The sequence below is a fragment of the Cupriavidus sp. 05L411 genome, from assembly GCF_056398045.1.
On sequence record NZ_JBFTOQ010000027.1, the window covers coordinates 30,125 to 52,698 of the forward strand.

22 protein-coding genes are annotated in these 22,574 nt (G+C 66.6%); 16 read left to right on the forward strand and 6 right to left on the reverse strand.

Annotation, left to right across the window (positions count from 1 at the left end; all coding sequences use genetic code 11):
• Positions 1-28: 28 nt before the first annotated feature.
• The 6 genes from ccsB (at position 29) to msrQ (ending at position 5,116) form a co-directional block, all read left to right on the forward strand.
• Positions 29-1,201 (forward strand): c-type cytochrome biogenesis protein CcsB, encoded by a 1,173-nt coding sequence (ccsB, locus tag AC1DQR_RS26890; protein WP_477134080.1) that lies wholly within the window; start codon positions 29-31, stop codon positions 1,199-1,201.
• 151 nt (positions 1,202-1,352) lie between these two features.
• Positions 1,353-1,793 (forward strand): COG4315 family predicted lipoprotein, encoded by a 441-nt coding sequence (locus AC1DQR_RS26895; RefSeq protein ID WP_416049848.1) that lies wholly within the window; start codon positions 1,353-1,355, stop codon positions 1,791-1,793.
• A 24-nt stretch (positions 1,794-1,817) separates the two neighbouring features.
• Positions 1,818-2,375 (forward strand): RNA polymerase sigma factor, encoded by a 558-nt coding sequence (locus AC1DQR_RS26900; RefSeq protein WP_416049847.1) that lies wholly within the window; start codon positions 1,818-1,820, stop codon positions 2,373-2,375.
• A complete protein-coding gene (locus AC1DQR_RS26905; protein ID WP_416049846.1) occupies positions 2,372-3,196 on the forward strand; it encodes an anti-sigma factor family protein in 825 nt (274 codons plus the stop codon). The genes AC1DQR_RS26900 and AC1DQR_RS26905 overlap by 4 nt, the downstream gene beginning before the upstream one ends.
• 220 nt (positions 3,197-3,416) lie before the next feature.
• On the forward strand, positions 3,417-4,418 hold the full coding sequence (msrP, locus tag AC1DQR_RS26910) for a protein-methionine-sulfoxide reductase catalytic subunit MsrP (protein WP_416049845.1): 1,002 nt from the start codon (positions 3,417-3,419) through the stop codon (positions 4,416-4,418).
• A gap of 14 nt (positions 4,419-4,432) precedes the next feature.
• On the forward strand, positions 4,433-5,116 hold the full coding sequence (msrQ, locus tag AC1DQR_RS26915) for a protein-methionine-sulfoxide reductase heme-binding subunit MsrQ (RefSeq protein WP_416049844.1): 684 nt from the start codon (positions 4,433-4,435) through the stop codon (positions 5,114-5,116).
• A gap of 3 nt (positions 5,117-5,119) precedes the next feature.
• On the opposite strand, the gene AC1DQR_RS26920 is transcribed toward msrQ, so the two are convergent.
• Genes AC1DQR_RS26920 through lptM form a run of 5 tightly spaced genes read right to left on the reverse strand, consistent with a single transcriptional unit; the run spans position 5,120 to position 10,032 of the window.
• Positions 5,120-6,175: a Rieske 2Fe-2S domain-containing protein gene (locus tag AC1DQR_RS26920; RefSeq protein ID WP_416049843.1), complete on the reverse strand. Its 1,056-nt coding sequence runs from the start codon at positions 6,173-6,175 to the stop codon at positions 5,120-5,122.
• Positions 6,172-7,314 (reverse strand): GNAT family protein, encoded by a 1,143-nt coding sequence (locus tag AC1DQR_RS26925; protein WP_477134066.1) that lies wholly within the window; start codon positions 7,312-7,314, stop codon positions 6,172-6,174. Before AC1DQR_RS26925 ends, AC1DQR_RS26920 begins: the two co-directional genes overlap by 4 nt.
• Positions 7,311-8,474 carry an ATP-grasp domain-containing protein gene (locus AC1DQR_RS26930; RefSeq protein WP_416049841.1) on the reverse strand — a complete coding sequence of 388 codons (1,164 nt, stop codon included), beginning with the start codon at positions 8,472-8,474 and terminating at the stop codon, positions 7,311-7,313. The genes AC1DQR_RS26925 and AC1DQR_RS26930 overlap by 4 nt, the downstream gene beginning before the upstream one ends.
• Positions 8,475-8,509: 35 nt before the next feature.
• Positions 8,510-9,778: a diaminopimelate decarboxylase gene (gene lysA / locus AC1DQR_RS26935; protein ID WP_416049840.1), complete on the reverse strand. Its 1,269-nt coding sequence runs from the start codon at positions 9,776-9,778 to the stop codon at positions 8,510-8,512.
• Positions 9,779-9,780: 2 nt separating this feature from the next.
• A complete protein-coding gene (gene lptM, locus AC1DQR_RS26940; RefSeq protein ID WP_416049839.1) occupies positions 9,781-10,032 on the reverse strand; it encodes an LPS translocon maturation chaperone LptM in 252 nt (83 codons plus the stop codon).
• A 165-nt stretch (positions 10,033-10,197) separates the two neighbouring features.
• Here lptM and cyaY point away from each other — a divergent pair, with 165 nt between their 5' ends.
• Positions 10,198-10,533, forward strand: a complete 336-nt coding sequence (gene cyaY / locus AC1DQR_RS26945) for an iron donor protein CyaY (RefSeq protein WP_043350301.1) — start codon at positions 10,198-10,200, stop codon at positions 10,531-10,533.
• Positions 10,534-10,611: 78 nt separating this feature from the next.
• Here the strand turns inward: cyaY and AC1DQR_RS26950 are convergent, their stop codons facing one another.
• Complete coding sequence (locus tag AC1DQR_RS26950; protein ID WP_477134067.1) at positions 10,612-12,984, reverse strand: penicillin-binding protein 1A; 2,373 nt, start codon at positions 12,982-12,984, stop codon at positions 10,612-10,614.
• Positions 12,985-13,355: 371 nt separating this feature from the next.
• Here AC1DQR_RS26950 and pilM point away from each other — a divergent pair, with 371 nt between their 5' ends.
• From pilM to AC1DQR_RS26995, 9 genes are all read left to right on the forward strand, one after another.
• The gene (gene pilM / locus AC1DQR_RS26955; RefSeq protein WP_416049837.1) at positions 13,356-14,426 is read left to right on the forward strand and encodes a type IV pilus assembly protein PilM; all 1,071 of its coding nucleotides are present in this window, start codon (positions 13,356-13,358) and stop codon (positions 14,424-14,426) included.
• A gap of 18 nt (positions 14,427-14,444) precedes the next feature.
• Positions 14,445-15,089, forward strand: coding sequence for a PilN domain-containing protein (locus AC1DQR_RS26960; protein ID WP_477134068.1), 645 nt, complete (start codon positions 14,445-14,447; stop codon positions 15,087-15,089).
• A 2-nt stretch (positions 15,090-15,091) separates the two neighbouring features.
• On the forward strand, positions 15,092-15,772 hold the full coding sequence (locus AC1DQR_RS26965) for a type IV pilus inner membrane component PilO (protein ID WP_183034191.1): 681 nt from the start codon (positions 15,092-15,094) through the stop codon (positions 15,770-15,772).
• Positions 15,772-16,302 (forward strand): pilus assembly protein PilP, encoded by a 531-nt coding sequence (locus AC1DQR_RS26970; RefSeq protein ID WP_416050397.1) that lies wholly within the window; start codon positions 15,772-15,774, stop codon positions 16,300-16,302. The genes AC1DQR_RS26965 and AC1DQR_RS26970 overlap by 1 nt, the downstream gene beginning before the upstream one ends.
• The gene (locus AC1DQR_RS26975) at positions 16,299-18,473 is read left to right on the forward strand and encodes a type IV pilus secretin PilQ (protein ID WP_477134069.1); all 2,175 of its coding nucleotides are present in this window, start codon (positions 16,299-16,301) and stop codon (positions 18,471-18,473) included. Before AC1DQR_RS26970 ends, AC1DQR_RS26975 begins: the two co-directional genes overlap by 4 nt.
• 247 nt (positions 18,474-18,720) lie before the next feature.
• A complete protein-coding gene (locus tag AC1DQR_RS26980; protein WP_043350282.1) occupies positions 18,721-19,335 on the forward strand; it encodes a shikimate kinase in 615 nt (204 codons plus the stop codon).
• The gene (gene aroB, locus AC1DQR_RS26985) at positions 19,322-20,428 is read left to right on the forward strand and encodes a 3-dehydroquinate synthase (RefSeq protein ID WP_416049835.1); all 1,107 of its coding nucleotides are present in this window, start codon (positions 19,322-19,324) and stop codon (positions 20,426-20,428) included. Before AC1DQR_RS26980 ends, aroB begins: the two co-directional genes overlap by 14 nt.
• A 75-nt stretch (positions 20,429-20,503) precedes the next feature.
• Positions 20,504-21,640, forward strand: a complete 1,137-nt coding sequence (locus AC1DQR_RS26990) for a deoxyguanosinetriphosphate triphosphohydrolase (RefSeq protein ID WP_477134070.1) — start codon at positions 20,504-20,506, stop codon at positions 21,638-21,640.
• A 121-nt stretch (positions 21,641-21,761) separates the two neighbouring features.
• On the forward strand, positions 21,762-22,484 hold the full coding sequence (locus tag AC1DQR_RS26995; RefSeq protein ID WP_416049834.1) for a transposase: 723 nt from the start codon (positions 21,762-21,764) through the stop codon (positions 22,482-22,484).
• The last annotated feature ends 90 nt before the right edge of the window (positions 22,485-22,574 follow it).

Sequence of the window (22,574 nt, forward strand, 5' to 3'; positions counted from 1 at the left end):
TTCGAATGTGAATCAGGCCCGGCCGGGCATGCATGAGAGTCCGGCGGGCGTTGCCGCGAGTGGCGCCGAGCAGGCCTACCTGGAGCCGTCGTACCTGCGCCGGCTGGGCTGGGTCGACTGGCTCTTTGCCTTGATGCTGGCAGTGGGCGCGGGCTTCGCGCTGGCGCGCTACGGCGAGTGGATGAATGTCTACGACAAGGGCGTGCTGATCGCCGCGGTGCCTACCTTCGCGCTGCTGGGATGGCACTGGAAGCCGGTGCGGCTGCTGATGGTGACGCTGACCGTGTTGTCGCTGTTCGCGATCCAGCTCTACCAGGGCCAGTTGCCGCGCGCCGAGCAGGCCTTCTTCCTCAAGTACTTCCTGTCGAGCCAGTCCGCCATCTTGTGGATGAGCGCCCTGGTGTTCCTGTCCACCCTGTTCTATTGGGGCGGCTTGCTGGCGCGCTCGGAGACCGGGCTGCAGATCGGCAGCAAGATGGTCTGGGCAGCGGTGGTGCTGGGCTTTACCGGCATGCTGGTGCGCTGGTACGAGTCCTACCTGATCGGCGCCGACATCGGCCACATCCCCATCTCCAATCTGTACGAAGTGTTCGTGCTGTTCACGCTGATCACCTCGTTGTTCCACCTGTATTACGAAGGCCGTTACAAGACCCGTGCGCTGGGGCCGTTCGTGATGCTGGTGGTATCGGCGGCAGTCGGTTTCCTGCTGTGGTACACCGTCAGCCGCGATGCGAGCGAGATCCAGCCGCTGGTGCCCGCGCTGCAGAGCTGGTGGATGAAGATCCACGTGCCGGCCAATTTCATCGGCTACGGCACCTTCGCCCTGGCTGCCATGGTGTCGGTGGCCTACCTGCTCAAGCAGCACGGCATCCTCGCCGAGCGCCTGCCCTCGCTCGAAGTGCTCGACGATGTGATGTACAAGTCAATCGCGGTGGGCTTTGCCTTCTTCACCATCGCCACAATCCTGGGCGCGCTGTGGGCGGCGGAGGCCTGGGGCGGCTACTGGAGCTGGGACCCCAAGGAAACCTGGGCCCTGATCGTCTGGTTGAACTACGCGGCCTGGCTGCATATGCGGCTGATGAAGGGCCTGCGCGGCACCATGGCGGCCTGGTGGGCGCTAGTGGGTTTGCTGGTCACGACCTTCGCCTTCCTGGGCGTCAACATGTTCCTTTCCGGCCTACATAGCTACGGCGAACTCTGACCTGGGTGTTGCGCCGCAATGAGAAAACCTGCCCATCGCTCCGATGCGGCAGGTTTTTTTTTTCGCCCGAATGGAATAAAGCCGTCACATCCGGTGTTTACTGAAGGGACGGCGCCGGCTGGCGGCGCCGCATCGCATGGAGATCGACATCATGGCCCTTTCCCGTCCCAACGCAGTCGCTTCCCTCGCATCGTTGTCCCGCCCCGCCGTGCTCGCGCTCGCTTCTGCAGCGGTCCTGCTGTCCGCTTGCTCGGGCATGGGCAGCATGGGTGGCAGCGCCGGCGATATGCCGCCCACGGTGAAGGTTGCCGGTGGCACATTGACCGATCCCCAGGGCCTGACGCTCTACACGTTCGACCGTGACACGGCCGGCAAGAGCGCTTGCAACGGCGGCTGCGCCACCAACTGGCCACCCCTGATGGCCGCGCCCGGCACCAGCGCCACGGGCGACTACAGCGTGATCACGCGCGACGATGGCGGCAAGCAATGGGCCTATCGCGGCAAGCCGCTCTACCGTTTCTCCAAGGATGCCAAGCCGGGCGACCGCGCGGGCGACAACTTCAACAACGTCTGGCACGCGGCAACGCCCTGATACGGGCCAGGGCAGCCTGACGGCATGGACGGTTTCGACCGCCAACTGGTGGCGCTGGCGCCGCGCTTGCGGCGCCACGCCCGGGGCTTGACCGGCGACGCGGCCTCCGCCGACGACCTGGTGCAGGACACGCTGGAGCGCGCGCTGCGCTTCCGCTGGCGCTTTCGCCTGCGCGCGGGTGCCTGGTGGGGCGATGGCGCGGATGGCCTGCTGTCTTGGCTGCTGACCATGATGCACCGGCTGCGCGTGAATGCGTACCGTCGCGCCGACCTTGTGACCTATACCGACACGCTACCCGACGTACCCAGTGCTGCGCCTGAGCCCGGCCTGCGGCTGGACTTGGCGCGGGCGCTGGCCCGCTTGCCCGAGGCGCAGCGCGCGGTAATGCTGCTGGTCGGCCTGGAGCAGCTCAGCTATGCCGAGGCGGCGCAGGTGCTGGCGGTGCCGGTGGGCACCGTGATGTCCCGGCTGTCGCGGGCTCGGGAGCAGATGCGCATGCTGATGGACGGCGCGCCCGCCGAGGCGGCCGAGGCGAACCCGCAGGCCGCCGGCCGCGCGGCCGGACTGCAGCGAGTCAAATGATGTCCCCAGTCAACGAAGCCGATCTCCACGCCTATGCCGATGGCCAGCTCGATCCCGCAAGACGCGCCGAGGTGGAGGCGTACCTGGCCGCCCATCCCGAGGCCGGGGCGCGCGTGGGGGGCTGGCGGCGGCAGACGGACGAATTGCACGCGGCCTTCGACGGCGTGCTCAATGAATCAGTGCCGCTAACGGCACTTCCGCCAAGGCTGCGGGGCAGTAGCCGCGATGCGGCGCGGCGACCCGCCGGCTGGGGCATGGCGTTGGCCGCCAGCATTGCCTCGCTGGCGGTAGGCGGCGCAATCGGATGGATTGCGCACGATCGCGCGGATACGCTGGCGGCCGGGGCGCCGTCGGTGGAGCGCTTCGCGCGCGAGGCGTTGGCCAGCCATGTCGTCTATGCGCCGGAGGTGCGCCATCCGGTCGAGGTGGCGGCCACCGATGAAGCCCATCTTGTTGCCTGGCTGTCCAAGCGCCTGGGGGCACCGCTGCGGGTGCCGGACTTGGGCGCCCAGGGATTCCACCTGATCGGGGGCCGTCTCGGCGTGGCCGAAGGCGGCCCGTCGGCCATCCTGATGTACGAGGCCGACGACGGCACCCGGCTGTCGCTGCAACTGCGGCACATGGCGCGCGACACGCCCGATACGGGCTTCCGGCTGGAGCGCATGGGCCCGGGGCCAAGTGAGCGTCCCGCCGCTGCGGCGCGTACCATGGCCTTCTACTGGGTAGACCGGGATCTTGGCTTCGCGCTGGCCGGGCCGCTGGAACGCGCACCCTTGCTGGCATTGGCGGAGGCCGTTTACCGGCAGTATCAGGGCGGTTGAGCCTCAGTCATGCTTTGCGCGGAGCGCCCCGCATCCGATTGCCGGCTGCAACGCGTACGCAGGTCAGGCGATGCGACGGTGACGACGGGCCTGAAAAAATGTCAGGATTTCCTCGTACCAACCGACTCAAGCTCAAGTCCAATCGTGCAGGCGGGCCCCACCCGGGCCAGGCACGAATGGTGAACCGCATTTTGCATATGGCACGCAACGAGGAACAACAATGCTGATCCCCTCTCCGAAATGGCTGCGCGGCGACGATATTGCCGCCAGCGAGATCACGCCCCGCGGTGTTTTCGACGCGCGGCGCCGCCTGCTGGCGCTGGCTGCAGCGGGCGCAGCGGGGAGCACGCTGGCGCCATGGTTCGCCCGCGATGCGCATGCCCAGGCGCCGCGCGGGCAGAAACTGCCGGCCACGCCCAACAATGCTTACGTGGTGCCCGAGAAGCGCACGCCTTACGAGGACGTCACCACGTACAACAACTACTACGAGTTCGGCACCGACAAGGCGGACCCGGCGCGCAACGCCGGCACGCTGCGGACCCGGCCGTGGCAGGTTGCGGTCGAAGGCCTGGTGAAGAAGCCCAAGGTCTACGACATCGACGAACTCGTGCGCCTGATGCCGATGGAAGAGCGGGTCTACCGGCTGCGCTGCGTGGAGGGCTGGTCGATGGTGATTCCGTGGAGCGGCTACGCGCTGGCCGAGCTGGTCCGCCGCGTCGAGCCGCAGCCGGGCGCGAAGTACGTGGAGTTCGTCACCCTCAACGACAAGAAGCAGATGCCCGGCGTCAGCGCCCGCGTGCTGGACTGGCCCTACACCGAAGGCCTGCGCATGGATGAGGCGATGCACCCGCTGACCTTGCTGGCCTTTGGCCTGTATGGAGAGGTGCTGCCCAATCAGAACGGCGCGCCCGTGCGCGTGGTGGTGCCCTGGAAGTACGGCTTCAAGAGCGCCAAGTCCATCGTCAAGATCCGCTTTATCGACAAGCAACCCGCCACCAGTTGGAACCTCGCCGCGGCGCAGGAGTACGGCTTTTACTCCAACGTGAACCCGGACGTGGATCACCCGCGCTGGAGCCAGGCTACGGAGCGCCGCATCGGCGAGGACAAAGGCAGCGGCTTTGGCGCGCTGTTCGCGCCCAAGCGCAAGACGCTGCCGTTCAACGGCTACGGGCAGCAGGTGGCGTCGCTGTACCAGGGCATGGACCTGCGGAAGTTCTTCTGATGGCGCCCCCGGATATGTCCCCGTCGCGCCAGGCGGTGCGCCCGTCGCGGGCGGCCGGGCAGCCCGGGCTCGAGACGCTTGCGCCGGAACGCGTGCGCACGGTGAAGATGGTGGTGTGGCTGCTTGCCATGCTGCCTTTTCTGCGGCTGCTCTATCTCGGCTTTACCGATCAGTTCGGTGCCAATCCGCTGGAGTTCGTCACACGCTCGACCGGCACCTGGACGCTGGTCATGCTGTGCGTCACGCTGGCGGTGACGCCGCTGCGCCGGCTCACGGGCTGGAACTGGCTGATCCGGCTGCGCCGCATGCTCGGGCTCTTTGCCTTCTTCTACGCACTGCAGCACTTCCTGTTGTGGCTTGCCGTGGACCGGGGCTTCGATGTGGCCTACATAATCAAGGACATTGCCAAGCGCCCCTTCATCACGGTGGGGTTTGCCGCCTTCGTGCTGATGGTGCCGCTGGCGGCCACCTCGGCCAATGCCATGGTCAAGTGGCTGGGTGGCAAGCGCTGGCAAGGGCTGCACCGGGCGGTGTACGCCATCGCCGTGCTGGCGATCCTGCACTACTGGTGGCACAAGGCAGGCAAGCACGACTTTGGCACGGTATCGATCTATGCCGCCGTGGTGTTCGGGTTGCTGGCGATGCGGGTCTGGTGGTGGTGGTGCAAGCCTGCAACCGGCCTCAAGGCACAGCGGTAGAACTCAAAGGTAGAGCGTAATTTCGCGCTCGGCGGGGCGGGGCGGCTGCCCCGCTTGGGGGAGCCATAGGGCTTCAAGATGGCCCCGGACCAGGTCCAGCTCCGTCGAGCAGTGGCGCCGCCCCGGAAAGCGCCGCAGGTTGTCGGATTGCAGCGCCAGCACCGCCTGGTCCTGGCGCGCCACGCGCCTCAAGAGGGGCCATGCCAGCAACCGCACCGCCCATGCCGGCGCCCATCGCCCGGCCACGTGCAGGGTGGCAAATACGCGGGTTTGCGTCGTGCTTTCCGGTGTGAAATTCAGCGTGATCCAGAGCCGGCTGCCGTTGGCGTAGCGATAGTCGATCTGGGCCGTGCCCGCGCCGCTGAAGTGCGCGCTCTCGCCGGTCCGTGGCGACTCGAACAAGCGATACAGCAGCCCGGACTGCATCGGCTGGTCGAGGTAGTCGACCGTGAACCCCTGTGGCGTATTCGACAAGCGGGCCCGCACCGGCGCGCGTTCGCCATCCTTGCGCACCAGCCCAGGATGCACCGTGTGCGTGTGCAACGGATCCAGGAAGTTCTCGATCGCGTCCAGCACATGGGCTTGCCAGCGGCTTTGCCACAGAAAGCGCCGGGAGCCGGCGGGCAGGGTGGCGACCGGCGCCGGCAGTGAGCGCGAGTCCGGCGCGGCTTGGCTGTCGGCCGCGGGCATCTCCGGGCCCGGCCGCAGCCAGACCAGCCCGTCATGCTCCAGCACTGGCAGGCGGCGCACGCCAACCTGCGGCAGGCAGGCTTCGGGCGCCAATCCGGGCACCGCGCTGCAGCGCCCGTCCGCGCTGAAGGTCCAGCCGTGGTACGGGCAGCTCACGCCAAGCGGGCCGATGCGCCCATGCGACAGCGGCGCTTGCCGGTGCGGGCAGCGGTCCTCGCAGGCCAGGATCTCGCCGGACGGCAGGCGTGCCAGCATCAGCGGGCGATCCAGCACCGTGACCGCCAGCGGGCGGGCATGCAGCGCACTGCTGCGCGCCACGGCGAACCATTGCGAGAAGACGGATTCTGGCCAGGGTGTGGATATCGTCATAGCTGGAACCGTTGCATGACAGGCACCCCGACGTGCGTGGCCAGCGAGCGCAGCAGCCCGATGCCGGCGCGCAGCGGCAGCGCCAGGTGCGCCGCATACACCGCGCTGTATTCGATTGCCGCCTGGCCGCCGCGCAGGCGCTTGAAGTGGCCCGCGCCAGCGCTCAGGTTGATGCCGTAGCCGGTCTCGATGGCGCGCGCGAACACCGTTGCCATCAGCAGCCGGTACAGCCCCAGCGGGGCCGGCAGGGCCGTGTTGTAGCCGACCACCGGCGCTGTGATGATGCCGCCCTGCACGAACAGGCCCACCACGGCTTGCAGTTGCCCTTGCCCGTCGCGCCAGCCATGCAGCTCCAGCAGCCCGGCCCCATGCCAGTGGCGCATGAAGGCGGCGGTGTAGTGCGGGTTGAGGCGGGAGTATTTGTCGAGGTACAGCAGCCCGTAGAGGGCGGCGATCCGCTCGTAGTCATCCTCCCGGCCGGCGGCTGCCCCGATGGTTTCGTTGCCGGCTCGTGCCAGCGCGGAGCGCTGCATCTCGCACAGGTCGCGCTTGAGGTTGGCATGGCGTCCCTTGGCCAGGTCCGCGGCCTCGAAGCACCACACCTGGCGGCTGGGCACCAGGCTGAAGCCCTCGGCCGCCAGTACCGCCAGCCAGTCGGGGTGCTGGCGCGTATTGAGCGAGCGAAACCACAGCGCGTGGCGCGGCCAGCGGGCGCGGGCCTGGGCGATGGTGTGTTGCAGCGCGCTGGTGTCGAGCGCGGGATACAGGTTGGTCGACAGCAGCCAATTGTTGATGGCCACCGCGCGGTCGACGCCGGCAGCGCCCAGCCAGCGTCCGTAGCCGCGGCACAGCAGGCGCAGCGGCCACGCCAGCGCGCCGTGCAGATGGCGGTCGATTTCCTCGCCCGCGTAGCGGCAATATGTGGTCAGCGGCGAGCAGACCCAGGCCGCGGTGGCATCGGCTTTGCCACTGTCGACCGTGACCGGCATGGCCCAATCGCCGGCACGGAGCAGGCCGACCTGGCTTTGCAGGTTGCGTACGAGTTGCGGGGTTGGCACCCGCGCATGCAGCGCCGACAGGCTTTGCGCGCTGCGATTGAATCGCGAGGCTGCGCGGTCGTCGCCCGAGAGCATCGTCAAGGCGAGAGCTCCTCGCCATCCCATTCGATATCCCGCGTGGTGGCGGCCCGCAGGCTGCAGCGCCGGCTGAGGGCAAGCCGCCCGTAGGCGGCAAGATCGCGCAGGGCGCCTAGCAGCGGCGCGCGGTCGCCAGGCCGGGTGATCACGTCGTCGGCGCTGGCAAAGGCCCGGCGCCATTCTCCCAGCCTGCCGCGCCTTGCCATGTCGTAGAGCCCGGCACTCGCCATGACCGCGGTGATCATGCGCGGGCGCTGCTCCGATGGCGTGATGCAGTCACGCACGGCCGCGTCCCCGGCCAGCGCCGCCGGCACGGCGTCGTCCAGGCCGAACAAGTGCAGGCCGCTGGTAGCGCGCGGGTTGCATTCGAGCACGGTGGGGTGGGCCGGATCGGCCTCGATCCAGTCGAAGGCGATCTGCCCGGTGAAGCCGATCCTGGCCACCAGCGTTTCGACGCAATGCTGGATGGCGGCGGATTCATGGTGCGCAAAGTAGAAGCTGGCGCTCTGGCTGAGCCGGTAGGTGGGGCGGTAGGCCGCGTGCGCGAGCAGCCGGCCTTGATGCGCGATGCTATAGGAGCAGATTTCCGGCCCAGCCACAAAGTGCTGGGCCACCCAGCGGCCGTGCGCGGGCAGCGGCGGCGCAGCGGCGGGTACGCCTTGCGGGTACAGCCGCAGGTGTGCGCCGAAGCGGGAATACTCGGGTTTGAGCACCAGCGGCGTGGCGCCGGCCCAGGCGCGTGCCTGGTCGAGGCTATCCACCAGCGCGCTGTCGGCGACACGAAATCCGCACTCACGCGCCAGCGCCAGGAACTGCCACTTGCTGTGCAGGCCGCGCAGCTTGTCGAAGTCGTCGACGGCCACGGTGAGTGTTACCGGCAGCTTGGCGCGGTGGCGGGAGAGAAAGAAGACTTCTTCGCAGGTTGGCACCACCAGGTCGATGCGATGCTGGTGCACGGCCTGGCGCAGGTCCTCGACAAAACGGGCCGGCTCTGTACGCGGCGGCGCGAGCCGCACGGTGGCGCAGACGGCACGCGATGCGCCGGCCGTATGGCAGGGGATGCTGTCCGCCACCACCGCGCGCCAGCCCTGGCGGGCAAAGCGGCGCGCGTGATCGAGCGCCACGGGCGCGCGCCCACCCAGGATCAGGACGCTGTGGGCCATTGGGGGGCGCGAGTGATGGCGGGGAGGGTGGGGGCTTAGCCTTGCAGCAGGCGTTCGTCGCGGAACAGGTCAGCCACGTGCTCGCGGCCGCGCACCAGGTGCACGTCGTCGCCGTCGACCATGACTTCGGCCGCGCGCGGGCGGGTGTTGTAGTTGGAGCTCATGACGAAGCCATAGGCGCCAGCTGACATCACGGCCAGCAGGTCGCCCGGCTGCACCGCCAGGGCGCGGTCGCGGCCGAGCCAGTCGCCGGATTCGCACACCGGGCCGACCACGTCGTAGGTCAGGGCGGTGGCCTGCGCGGTCTCGCGCAGCTGCACGGGCTCGATGCGGTGGTAGGCCTCGTACATGGCAGGGCGGGCCAGGTCGTTCATGGCCGCGTCGACGATGCAGAAGTTCTTGGCGGCGCCCGGCTTGAGGAACTCGACCTGGGTCAGCAGCACGCCGGCGTTGCCCACCAGCGAGCGGCCCGGCTCGAACAGCACCTCGCGATGGCCATGGCCACGCTCTGCCACGCGGTCCAGCAGCGTGCGGGCAAAGCCGGTGATGTCCGGCGGGGTCTCGTCGTCGTAAGTGATGCCCAGTCCACCGCCCACGTCGATATGCTCAAGGTTGATGCCTTCGCGTTCCAGCGCTTCCACCACGTCCAGCACCTTGTCCAGCGCTTCCAGGTAAGGGGCGACCTCGGTGATCTGCGAGCCGATATGGCAGTCGATGCCCGCGACTTCCAGGTGCGGCAGCGCGGCGGCGGCGCGGTAGGTCGGCAGCACGTCCTCGAAGGCSACGCCGAACTTGTTGCCCTTCAGGCCGGTGGARATATACGGGTGGGTCTTGGCGTCCACATCCGGGTTGATGCGCAGCGACACGCGCGCGCGCTTGCCCAGGCGGCCGGCCACGGCATTGAGGCGGTCCAGCTCGGGGATCGACTCCACGTTGAACGACAGCACATCGTGCTGGAGCGCCAGTTCCATCTCGGCGGCGGTCTTGCCCACGCCCGAGAACACTACCTTGCGCGGATCGCCGCCCACTGCCAGCACGCGCTGCAACTCGCCGCCAGAGACGATATCGAAGCCCGCGCCGAGCCTGGCAAAGACCTGCAGGATCGCCAGGTTCGAATTGGCCTTCATGGCGTACTGCACGCGCGCGCGGCGCCCTTGGCACGCAGCGGCGTAGGCCTGGTAGGCGGCGGTCAGCGCGGCGCGCGAGTAGACGTAGGTAGGGGTGCCGTATTCGGCGGCAATGCGCGCGAGCGGCACGTGCTCGACGCTCAGGGCGCCGTCGTGGCGATGGAAGAAGGCGGTCATGGTTATTTGGCGGTGGGAGTGGCGGCAGGCACTGCGTCCGGGGCCGTGGCGGGTGCCGCAGTGGAGGCGGAGCCCCGGGGAGCCGCCGGATTCGGCACGGCCGGGTTGCCCAGGCCAGGATCCGGTACACCCGGCTGCGCCGGTGCGGGAGGCTGCTTGGGCATCGTCAGCGGGCCGCGGATGCCGCATCCCGACAGCAGGGGCATCGCAAGGCTGGCGGCAAACGCCGATACAATCGCAACACGACGCAACATCGGGTCGTCCTTAAAATGTCGTCCAGGGTCGTCCCCGATCGTCCCGGAGTGTCCCTCAAGCGGAGCGCGGCGGGACCACCGGAAATACGAAGTACTTTTCAATACGCTGCCGGCTACGGCACCACATCGCTATAGCGGCGCTGGCCGGCGGTCTTGGAGTTTAGCATGCCCCCCATGAGTGAAAGTGAGTTCCTGGCGCTGGCCCAGCAAGAGCTGGACCGGCTGGAAAGCGCGGTGGAAACCGCCGCCGACGCGGCCGACGCCGACATCGAAATCAACCGTGCCGGCAATCTCATGGAGCTCGAATTCGAAGACGGCTCCAAGATCATCGTCAACAGCCAGGCGCCCATGCAGGAACTGTGGGTGGCCGCGCGCTCGGGCGGTTTCCATTTTCGCCATGATGGCCAGCGCTGGGTCGATACGCGCGGCGGCGGCGAGCTGTACGCGGCGCTATCGGGCTACGTGAGCCAGCAGGCGGGGGTGACGTTGAAACTGGCCTGAGCGCTCTCGCCCAGGCATGAAAAAAGCCGGCGCGAAGCCGGCTTTTTCATTGGCGGGAAGCTGTCCCGGCGGTGCCCCTCAGCCGCCGCCGAACATTTCCAGGATGCGCTTCTTCTCTGCCTCGACGTCGGCGGGCGATTGCGTGCTTTCGTCCGGCTTGCCAGGCCACGGATCGCCCAGGCCAACCGAAGCCACGCCAGCGCCGCCCGCGTTTTCCTCGAAGGTCCAGTCGCCGCCCACCATGACCACGCCTTCCGGGGCCTGGCGTTCGGGGAGTTCCGGTACGCCCTTGAGCATCTTGCCCATGTAGCCCACCCAGATTGGCAGCGCGAGGCCACCGCCGGTCTCGCGCACACCCAGGCTCTTGGGCTGGTCGTAGCCCATCCAGGCGATGGCCACCAGCTTGGGCGTGTAGCCAGCGAACCAGGCGTCGACGGCGTCGTTGGTGGTGCCGGTCTTGCCGGCCAGGTCGTTGCGGCCCAGGCGCTGCTTGGCGCTGTTGGCCGTGCCGGTGCGTACCACGTCGCGCAGCATGGTGTCGGCGATAAAGGCGGTGCGGGCATCCAGCACGCGTACCGCATCCGCGCCGGCGCGCTGGGGCTTGGTTTCGGAGATCACATTGCCGCGCGCATCGACAACCTTCTGGATCAGGTAGGGATTGACGCGGTAGCCGCCGTTGGCAAACACCGAGTAGGCGCCGGCCATCTGCAGCGGCGTGACGCTTCCCGCGCCCAGCGCCATCGGCAGGTAGGCAGGGTGCTTGTCGGCATCGAAGCCGAAGCGCGTGATGTAGTCCTGGGCGTACTGGGTGCCGATGGCGCGCAGGATGCGCACCGACACCAGGTTCTTGGACTTTGCCAGCGCGCGGCGCATGGTCATCGGGCCTTCGAACTTGCCGTCGTAGTTCTTCGGCTCCCAGACCTGGCCACCGTTATCGCTGATCGACAGCGGCGCGTCATTGATCACAGTGGCGGGGGAGAACCCCTTTTCCAGCGCCGCGGAGTAGATGAACGGCTTGAAGCTGGAGCCGGGCTGGCGCCAGGCTTGCGTCACGTGGTTGAACTTGTTGCGGTTGAAATCGAAACCGCCAACCATCGAGCGGATCTCGCCGTCTTCCGGGTTGAGCGAGACAAAGGCCGCGGATACTTCCGGCARCTGCGTGACCGWCCAYGCGCCYTTTTCGTCCTGYGTCACGCGGATGATCGCACCCGGCCGGATCTTGGCCTTGGGTTGCGCATTGGCCGCCAGCGACGGCGCGATGAAGCGCAGCGCCTGGCCTTCGATGGTGGCGACTTCGCCGGACAGCAGCGTGGCGGTGACCTGCTTGGCCGTCACGCTGGTGACCACGGCCGAGCGCAGGTCGTCGCTGCCCGGGTGCTCCAGCAGTGCGTCGTCGATGGCCTGCTCGCGCTCGTCCGCGCCGGCGGGCAGGTCGATAAAGGCCTCGGGGCCACGGTAGCCGTGGCGGCGCTCGTAATTCATGATGCCCGAGCGCACCGCCTCATAGGCGGCGTCCTGGTCGGGCTTGTTCAGCGTGGTGTAGACCGTCAGGCCGCGGGTGTAGGTTTCCTCGCGGTATTGCGCGTACATCAACTGGCGCACGATCTCGGCCACGTACTCGGCGTGGGTGGAGAACTCATTGCCCTCGCCGCGCACCTTCAGTTCTTCGTGGATGGCCTGGTCGTATTGCTCGGGCGTGAGGTAGCGCAGGTCGCGCATGCGCTGCAGGATGTATTCCTGGCGTACCTTGGCGCGCTTGGGGTTGACCACCGGGTTGTAGGCCGACGGCGCCTTGGGCAGGCCGGCCAGCATGGCGGCCTCGGCCGGCGTGACGTCCTTGATCGACTTGCCGAAATACACCCGTGCCGCGCTGGCAAAGCCATAGGCGCGCTGCCCCAGGTAGATCTGGTTCATGTACAGCTCGAGTATCTGGTCCTTGGACAGGTTGGCCTCGATCTTGTAGGCCAGCAGCATTTCATACAGCTTGCGGGTGTACGTCTTCTCGCTGGAGAGGAAGAAGTTGCGCGCCACCTGCATGGTGATGGTGGAGGCGCCCTGCGACAGGCCGCCGCGCAGGTTGGCCAGCCCGGCGCGCAGCACGCCGACGAAGTCGACGCCGCCGTGTTCGTAGAAGCGATCGTCCTCGATGGCCAGCACGGCCTTCTTCATCACGTCCGGTATTTCCGCAATCGGCACGAAATTGCGCCGTTCTTCGCCGAACTCACCGATGAGCACGTTGTCGGCCGTGTAGATCCGCAATGGGATCTTCGGGCGGTAATCCGTGATGGTGTCGAGCGATGGCAGGTTGGGCGCGGCCACCAGCAGCGCGTATCCCACCAGCAGTGCCACCGCCACGATCCCGGCCACCAGCAGGCCCAGGGCCCAAAAGGTTAGCCGCATCCAGATCGGACGTCGGGCAGGTAGGGACGGCTTCTGTTGTGCTGTGGCCATAAGGGAAATACCTAGTTAGAGGTGCCGGGATTATATCTCCCGGGATACTCCGCTCCCGGCGCGCTGTGGCGCGCAAGCCGCTATCGCGCTGTTACAAGATGTAATGGGATTGAGATCTGCATGAAACGAAAAGATGGGCAAAGTGGGTAGGGCGAAGGGCACCGTCGGATTTTGGCAACGCTTTGTGAGGGGCGTTGATGAAAAGCAATCGTGGTCAAACCGGCACATTGCCAGCGCCCCGTTTTTTGGTGAGAATCCACCAACTAAAAGAGCAAAACGTTTCATCCAAGAAACAATACAGACTCGCCAAATTAGAGCAACCAAGCCAAGGCGAGTTCAACGGTCAGGGGGTCACCTTGCGGCGAGGTATCTTGTCGGGGTTGTTGCGCCGTACGACGGTCGGCGTTGACATCGGGTCGTCCAGCGTTAAGGTAGTCGAGCTGTCCGTGGGCAGTGGCAAGAACGACTATCGGCTGGAAAAATGTGCCAGCGAACTGCTGGACCGTAATGCCGTTGCCGATGGCAACGTGGTCAATATCGAAGCCGTTGGCATCGCTCTCAAGCGCGCCCTCGGCAAAGCCGGCATCCGCACCAAGGAGGTGGTGCTCGGCGTGCCTTCGATGCTGACCGAATCGCAGACCGTCAGCCTGCCGGACAACCTGTCCGAGGACGAGCTCTACGTCCAGGTGGAATCCGAGGCGCATCGCCTCTATCCGCCATCGCAGGCCGTCAATTTCGATTTCGCCGTGATCGGCCCCAGTGAAACCGAGGGCGGCATCGGCGTGCGCGTTACCGCGGCAAACAGCGACCGTGTGCAGGAGCGCGTGACCGCTGCCGAAATGGCCGGGCTCAAGCCGTACGTGATGGACGTCGAGGAATACGCGGTGCAGCGCTCCGTGGTGCAGATGCTGGGCGTGTCCGCCGACATCAGCGCCACCGACGCCAAGGAACTGCCCGTGGTGGCCGTGATCCACCTTGGCGGCAGCCGCTCCAAGGCGATCTTCTACCAAGGCTGGAAAGAGCTCTACGAGCAGCCGCTCAACAGCTACGGCGACCAGCTCACCCAGAGCGCGGCGCGCATGTTTACGCTGGACGCGCTCAAGGCCGAGATCAAGAAGCGCAAGAATACGCTGCCCGAAGCCTGGCGCACCCAGTTGCTCAAGCCCTCCCTGGAGGCGCTGGCGGTGGAGGTGCAAGGCGCCGTGCGCAACTTCCTGTCAGCTTCGAGCATCGGCCGGGTCGACGAGATCCTGCTCTCCGGTGGCCATGCGTCGCTGGTCGGCGTGCAAGCCGCGATCGAGCAGCAAACCGAGATCACCACCACGCTGGCCAACCCCTTTGCCAACATGATGACAGCCGTCAAGGTCAACGAGCGCTATCTGCAGCGCGACCTGCCGGCCTACATCGTGAGCGCCGGGCTTGCGCTGCGCGGCCTGCAGTAAGCCAGCGAGGGAAGCCGCATGTCTACCAATTCGATCCCGACAGTCAATCTGCTGCCTTACCACGAAGCCCGCAGGGCCTCGCGGCGCAAGAAGGTCTACGCCCTGCTGGGCGGCGCGGCCGGCGCCGGCGCGCTGGTGGTGCTGCTGGGCGGCATGTACATCGATCGCCGTGTCGATGCCGTGTCCAGCCTGAACCAGGTGCTCCTCGCAGAGAACAACCGCATGGACGGCCAGATCCGCGAGGTCAATACGCTGCGCAAGGATATCGAAGGGCTGCTGCAGCGGCAGAAGGCCATCGAGGGCCTGCAGAACGAGCGCAACCGTCCCGTGCAGCTGCTGGAGGAACTGGTGCGCCAGGTGCCCGAAGGCGTGTACCTGACCACCCTCAAGCAGACCGGCGACGCCTTTACCGTGACCGGCATCGCGCAGTCGAACGAGCGCGTGTCGGAGTTGCTGCGCAACCTTAGCCAGGTGCAGTGGCTGGACAAGGCCGAGCTGGGCGAATCCAAGGCCGTGATGATGACCAACAACCTGCGCGAGCAGCGGCGCCTGTTCGATTTCTCCATGCGCTTTGCCTATCGTGCGCCGGAAGCGCCGGAGGACGGCAAGAAGGGCAAGGCCGGCCTCGCCGGCGCGAGTGCGCCAGCAGGCGGAAAGGGCTGACCATGGCACTCAATAGCGAAATCTCGCTCGCCACGCTGAACGATCTTACCGCGCAGTTTCGTGGCCTGAACCTCAATGAGCCGGAAACCTGGCCGGCCGCCCCGCGCGTGCTGTTCGCGGTGCTGGCTGCGGTGCTGGTGCTGCTGCTGGGCTGGCAGTTCTACTGGAGCGGCAAGCTCGAGGATCTCGATCGCCGGCATGCCGAGCAGGACACCCTGAAGCAGTCCTACCTGAGCAAGGTGGCGCAGGTGGCCAACCTGGATGCGCTGCGCAAGCAAAAGGCGGAAGTGGAGCAGCGCGTGGCACTGGTCGAGCGCCAGTTGCCCAACAAGACCGAGATGGACGCGTTGCTGGCCGACGTCAATCACGCTGGCGTGGCGCGCGGCCTGCAGTTCGAGTTGTTCAAGCCGCAAGCCGCCGTGATCAAGCCCTACTTTGCCGAGATCCCGGTCAACCTGAAGGTCACCGGCCGCTACCACGACGTGGCCCAGTTCAACGCCGATGTTGCCGCGCTCTCGCGCATCGTCTCGATGCAGGGGCTGCAGTTCACCACCGGCAAGGATGGCGGGCTGACGATGGAAGCCACGGCCATGGCCTACCGCGCGCTGGACCCTGACGAACAGGCGGCGCAGCGCAAGGCGGAAGCCGCGGCGGCCAAGACGGCCGCGGGAGCAAAGAAATGATGCCAGCGATCCAGGCTTCGTGCCTGCGTGCCTGCGCTTGCGCGCTGATCGGCGCCGCGCTGTTGGCAGCCTGCGGGGGCAGCGAGGAAGATGGCCTGCGCCAGTGGATGGCACAAGCCCAGGCTGCCAAGGCGCCGCCGCCGGCKCCGCTGCCCGAACCCAAGCCCTACGTGCCGCGCGACTACGCTGGCCGCAGCGCGCCCGAGCCCTTTGCCCAGAACAAGATCGGCGACCTGAACCGGGTCCTGTCCGAGTCGCCGGAATCCGGCCGCCGGCGCGAGCCGCTGGAGGATTTCCCGCTGGAGAACTTCAAGATGCTGGGCGCCATGAAGAAGAGCGGCGAGACCTACGGCGTCGTGCAGGTAGATAACAAGATCCACCACGTCAAGGTGGGGCAGTATCTCGGCCAGAATTACGGCCGGGTGGTCCGCATCAACGATCAGGAGATCGTGTTGCGCGAATTGGTCCGGGAAGGGGTAGCCGAGTGGAAAGAGAAAATGACCAGCCTGAAGCTGGAGGGGTCGGCATGATCATGGGTCGCTGGTACCGGGCGCTTGCGGGCGCCGCAATGATGACGCTGGTATTGGCCGCGCCGGCTGCACTGGCGCAACCGACGCCGGGCAACGCCATCAAGCGCGTCGATGCCACTACGGTGGGCGAGCAGACCGTGTTCACGGTCGAGATGCAGGGGCCGCCGGCGCAAAAACCGGCCGACTTCACCACGCAGAATCCGCCCAAGCTCGCCATCGACTTTCTCGATACCGGCTTCGCGGCCGGGCGAGCGCAATATGACTTCGGCGGCAAGCTGCTCAAGAGCGCCAATGTGGTCCAGATCGGCGATCGCACCCGTGTGATCCTCGACCTGACCCGCGTGGCCAGCTACCGCACCGAGGTGCGCGGCAACCTGTTCGTGGTGCTGCTCGATAATGTCGCCCCGACTGCCCGTGCGGCTGTACCGACGTTCGCCCCCAGCTCGGCGCAGGCGCCGGTAGTGCCGGCGATGCGGCCGACCGTGCGCAATATCGATTTCCGCCGTGGCCAGGATGGCGCTGGCCGCATCGTGGTGGATCTTTCCTCGCGCGACTCCGGCATCAATATCGCGCAGCAGGGCCAGAACGTGGTGGTCGATTTCCTCAATACATCGCTGCCCGACGGCATGCGCAGGCGCTTTGACGTGACGGATTTCGGCACACCGGTGCAGGGCATGCGCGCGAGCGACAACAACGGCAGCACCCGCCTCACCATCGAGCCGCGCGGCAACTGGGAGTACAGCTCCTACCAGACCGATACGCAGTTCGTGGTGGAGGTGCGCCCGGTCAAGGAAGATCCGGCCAAGCTGATCAGCGGGGCAGGCTTTCGCGGCGAGCGGCTCTCGCTGAACTTCCAGAACATCGATATCCGCTCGCTGCTGCAGGTGTTTGCCGATTTCACCAACCTCAACATCATCACCAGCGAAAGCGTGCAGGGCAACCTGACGCTGCGCCTGAAGGATGTGCCCTGGGACCAGGCGCTGCAGATCGTGCTCGATGCCAAGGGACTGGCCTCGCGCCGCAACGGCAATGTGTTGTGGGTGGCGCCCAAGGCCGAGCTGGCCACCAAGGAAAAGCTCGAGCTCGAATCGCAGCAGCAGATCAATGACCTCGAGCCGATCCGCAGCCAGGTGTTCCAGCTGAACTACCAGCGTGCCGAAGACGTGCGGCGCATGCTGCTCGGGCTGGCCGCGGCGGGTGCCGGCGGTGTCGGCGGCGCGGGCGCGTTGGGCAGCGTGGGCGCTGTCGGGGCAGTCGGCATAGGCGGTGCGGCTGCCAGTAACACCCGCATGCTGTCCAAGCGTGGCTCGCTGACGGCCGATCCCCGTACCAACCAGCTGTTCGTGTCCGATATCGCGACCAAGCTCGAAGAGGTGCAGAGTTTCCTCGGCAAGATCGACATCCCGGTGCGCCAGGTCATCATCGAGGCGCGCATCGTCGAGGCTAACGATACCTTCAGCCGCAACCTGGGCGTCAAGCTGGGCTTTGCCTCCAAGACGGCGGGTGCCGGCTACGGCAACACCTACACCAATGTGGTCAGCCCGGTGACGCAGAACGCAACCTGGGACAACGGCCCGGCGCTGAGCTTGCCGGCGGCGGCGATCAACGGCGTCAACCCGGGCTCGGTCGCGGTCAGCCTGTTCAGCAACACGGCCGGCCGTTTCCTGGCGCTCGAACTGTCCGCGCTGGAAGCGGACGGGCGGGGCAAGATCATCTCCAGCCCGCGCGTGGTCACCGCCAACAATATCAAGGCGCTGATCGAGCAAGGGACAGAGTTGCCCTACCAGGCCGCCACCTCCAGTGGCGCCACCTCGGTGCAGTTCCGCAAGGCCAACCTGAAGCTGGAAGTCACGCCGCAGATCACGCCGGAAGGCAATGTGCTGCTGGACGTCGACGTCAACAAGGACAGCGTGGGCATCCAGACCACCTCGGGCTTCGCCATCGACACCAAGCACGTGCAGACGCAGGTGCTGGTGGAGAACGGTGGCACGGTGGTGATTGGCGGCATCTATAGCCAGACCGAGTCCACCAATGTGAACAAGGTGCCATTGCTGGGGGACATCCCGATCCTTGGCAACCTGTTCAAGGACAACGCCAAGGTCAACAACCGGACCGAGCTGCTGGTGTTCCTGACGCCACGCGTGCTTAACGACAGCGTGTCGCTGAAATAGCGCCCGCTCGCGCCGGATGCAGTAGACTGACAGGCCGCATCGTTCCGATGCGGCTTTTTTTATTGTCCAGGCGGGCTAGAGAGGTTGGGCGAAGATGCATGTGGCCGGCGCGCAAGGCGTGTCGCGAGGCGGGTTGCCTTGTGCCGATTGCGCCTCGCCACTTGCCCGGATCGTCCCAACATAAGAAGATGATGCAGTTTTCCACCGCGAGGGCCGGCCAGAGACCCGGCTCCCGCCCGACACGCCAGTGACAGTCACCCGCCCGAACCTTTTCTTTGTTGGCCTGATGGGTGCCGGCAAGACCACCGTCGGCCGTACCGTGGCCCGGCGCCTGAACTACCCGTTCTTCGATTCGGATCACGAACTCGAGGCGCGTTGCGGCGTGCGTATCCCGATCATCTTCGAACATGAGGGTGAAGCGGGCTTTCGCGACCGCGAGGCACAGGCGATCGACGAGCTGACCCAGCGCCGCGGCATCGTGCTGGCCACCGGCGGCGGCGCCGTGCTGCGCCCGGAGAATCGCGCTCACCTGAAGGCGCGCGGCACCGTGGTCTACCTGCGCGCCAGCCCGCACGACCTGTGGCTGCGCACCCGCCACGACCGCAATCGCCCGCTGCTGCAGACCGAAGACCCCAAGGGGCGGCTGGAAACGCTCTATGGCGAGCGGGACCCGCTTTACCGCGAGGTGGCGGATTTCATCATCGAAACCGGCAAGCCTTCGGTGGCGCAGCTTGCTAATATGGTGCTGATGCAACTTGAAATGGCCGGTTTCACCGTTGCCGCCGAAGAACCCGAAGGGGCAGACGGCGAGTGCGCGGACAACCTCCCGGCGCAGGACCAGAATCACAATGATCACCCTTGAAGTCAGCCTCGGGGAGCGCAGCTACCCCATCCATATCGGCACCGGCCTGCTCGACCAGACTGAGTTGTTCCGCCCCCATGTGCGTGGCCAGCATGCCGTCATCGTCACCAATGAGACCGTAGGGCCGATGTACGCCGCACGCGTCCAGGCCAGCCTGGCGGCGCTTGGCAAGACCGTGCGCACCGTGACCCTGCCCGACGGCGAAGCCTTCAAGCAGTGGGAAACGCTCAACCTGATCTTCGACGCGCTGCTCAGTGCGGGCGCCGACCGCAAGACCACGCTGATCGCCCTGGGCGGCGGCGTGGTGGGCGACATGACCGGGTTCGCCGCTGCCTGCTACATGCGCGGCGTGCCGTTCGTGCAAGTGCCCACGACCCTGCTCTCGCAGGTGGATTCGTCGGTGGGCGGCAAGACCGGCATCAATCACCCGCTCGGCAAGAACATGATCGGTGCCTTCCACCAGCCCAATGCGGTGATTGCCGACATCGACACCCTGCGCACGCTGCCGGAGCGCGAGCTCGCGGCGGGCCTGGCCGAGGTGATCAAGCACGGCGCCATGGCCGATGCCGGGTATTTCGGCTGGATCGAGCGCAATATCCGCGCGCTCAACGCCTGCGACCCGGACATCATGGCGCTGGCGGTCAAGCGCTCCTGCGAGATCAAGGCCGCCGTGGTGGCCCAGGACGAGCGCGAGGGCGGCCTGCGCGCCATGCTTAATTTTGGCCACACCTTCGGCCACGCGATCGAGGCTGGCATGGGCTACGGCGAGTGGCTGCACGGCGAGGCCGTGGGTTGCGGCATGGTGATGGCGGCGGACCTGTCGCACCGGCTCGGCTTCATCGACACCGAAACGCGTGCGCGCGTGGTGCACCTTATCCGCGCCGCCATGCTGCCGGTGGTTGCGCCGGAACTGGGCACCGACCGCTACATCGAACTGATGAAAGTGGACAAGAAGGCAGAAGCCGGCAGCATCAAGTTCATCCTGCTCAGGAAGCTGGGCGAAGCCTTCATCACCACTGTGCCAGACCCTGACCTGCGCGCTACCTTGCAGCACGCGGTGCTCAGGCCGCCTACCGAGGCGCCGGTCGCCTGACGCGATCGGTTGTGCCTTGCAACGCCGGCCGGGCGGCGCACCGCCACCCGGCCGGACGCCTGACCGGATTGCCGCATGACCGACCTCGAAAGCCATCTCGCTCCCTATGCCGCCCGCTCCGCGCAGACACTTGGGCGGGTGCATGCCGAACCGGCCTCGTCCTCGCGCACGGAATTCCAGCGCGACCGCGACCGCGTCATCCACAGCACGGCCTTCCGGCGGCTCGAGTACAAGACCCAGGTCTTCGTCAATCATGAAGGTGACCTGTTCCGCACCCGGCTCACCCATAGCCTGGAAGTGGCGCAGATCGCTCGCTCCATCGCCCGCAACCTGCGCCTGAACGAGGACCTGGTCGAAGCCATTTCGCTGGCGCACGATCTTGGCCACACGCCCTTCGGCCATGCTGGCCAGGATGCGCTGAACAACTGCATGAAGAACCACGGGGGCTTCGAGCACAACCTGCAGAGCCTGCTGGTGGTGGATGAGCTGGAGGAACGTTATGGCGGCTTCAACGGGCTCAACCTGACGTTCGAGACGCGTGAGGGCGTGCTCAAGCATTGCTCGCGCGTCAATGCCTCTGCGCTTGGCGAACTGGGCCGGCGCTTTCTGGAGGGAACGCAGCCCTCGCTGGAGGCCCAGCTGGCCAACCTGGCCGACGAGATCGCCTACAACAACCACGATATCGACGACGGCCTGCGCTCCGGGCTGCTCACGCTTGAGCAGATGGACGAAGTGCCGATGTGGGGGCGCCATCGCGCCGAGGCGATGGCGGCATTTCCCGGTATCAACGGGCGGCGCGTGATCAACGAAACCGTGCGCCGCATGATCAACACACTGATCGTCGACCTGATCGAAACCACCAGCCAGAACATTGCCGCCGCCAACCCGCGCAACATCGAGGCCGTACGAGCTGCAGGCCCGCTGGTGGCCTTCAGCGCGCCGGTGCGCGAGGAAGCGGCGGCGCTCAAGCGTTTCCTGTTCCGCCATCTCTATCGCCATTACCTGGTGATGCGCATGTCCTCCAAGGCCCAGCGCATCATCACCGACCTGTTCGATGTCTTCATGGCGGATCCGCGCCTGCTGCCGCCGCAGTACCAGGCGGGGCAAGGCCGTGACCCGTCCCGGCTGATCTCGCACTACATCGCCGGCATGACCGACCGCTATGCGATCCGGGAGCACCGCCGCATTTTTGCTGTCGACGAAKGCAGTTAGGCCAGCGCGGCCAGTGGGAAAATTGGGGACGGATCAGGCTGCGGCTGCGCTATCATCGGGCATCGCTTCCGTTTGAGCCATCCGACCGGCAAGCACCTATCGCCGATTCCCTTCGCCCATCATGGCCCGACTTCCTCGTTTCTCTCCGGCTTCGCTGCCGGCGCTGGTGTTGCAACGCGGCAACAATCGTCAGCCCGTCTTCCTTGGCACCGACGACTACCTCCACTACCTGGACTGCCTGCGCATGGCCGCGCGGGAGCACGATCTGGCGATCCACGCCTACGCCTTGCGGCCGAATCATGTCCACCTCGTGGCAACCCCCAGGCATGCCGATTCGCTTAGCCTCACCATGCAAGCGGTAGGGCGCCGCTACGCGCGCTATTTCAACCGGGTCGCGGACCGTACCGGCACGTTGTGGGATGGCCGCTTTCGCTCGGCGGTATTCGATCCCGCTGCCTGGATGCTGCCGGCCATGCAGTACGTGGAGGGCAACGCCGTGCGTGCCGGCGAGGTGATCTCGGCCGAAGGGGATCGCTGGAGCAGCTATCGCCACCATGCGGGCATCGAGGCCAGCCCCTTTGTGAGCGATCACTCTGCGTACTGGGCGCTGGGCAATACGCCGTTCGAGCGCCAATCCAACTACCGTGCCGTCACCGCTGAAGGGCTGTCGTCGATGACGCTGGCCACACTTCGCCGCCACGCGCATAGCGGCTGGCCTCTGGGTGACGCGGCCTTCCTTGCGCAACTGGAGCGCCAGGGCGGGCGGCGCGTGCAGCCGTTGCCCAAGGGCCGCCCGGCGGGCCGATCCGCAATGGACAAGGAGTCTGAGCCGGACACGGTCTAGCCTCGTGCCGGGCGTGTGAAGTACGGCGCGCTCGACCGCGGCGAGATCAGCAACGCGTGCCCCGCGATGCACCATTCTTTATCTGTCCCC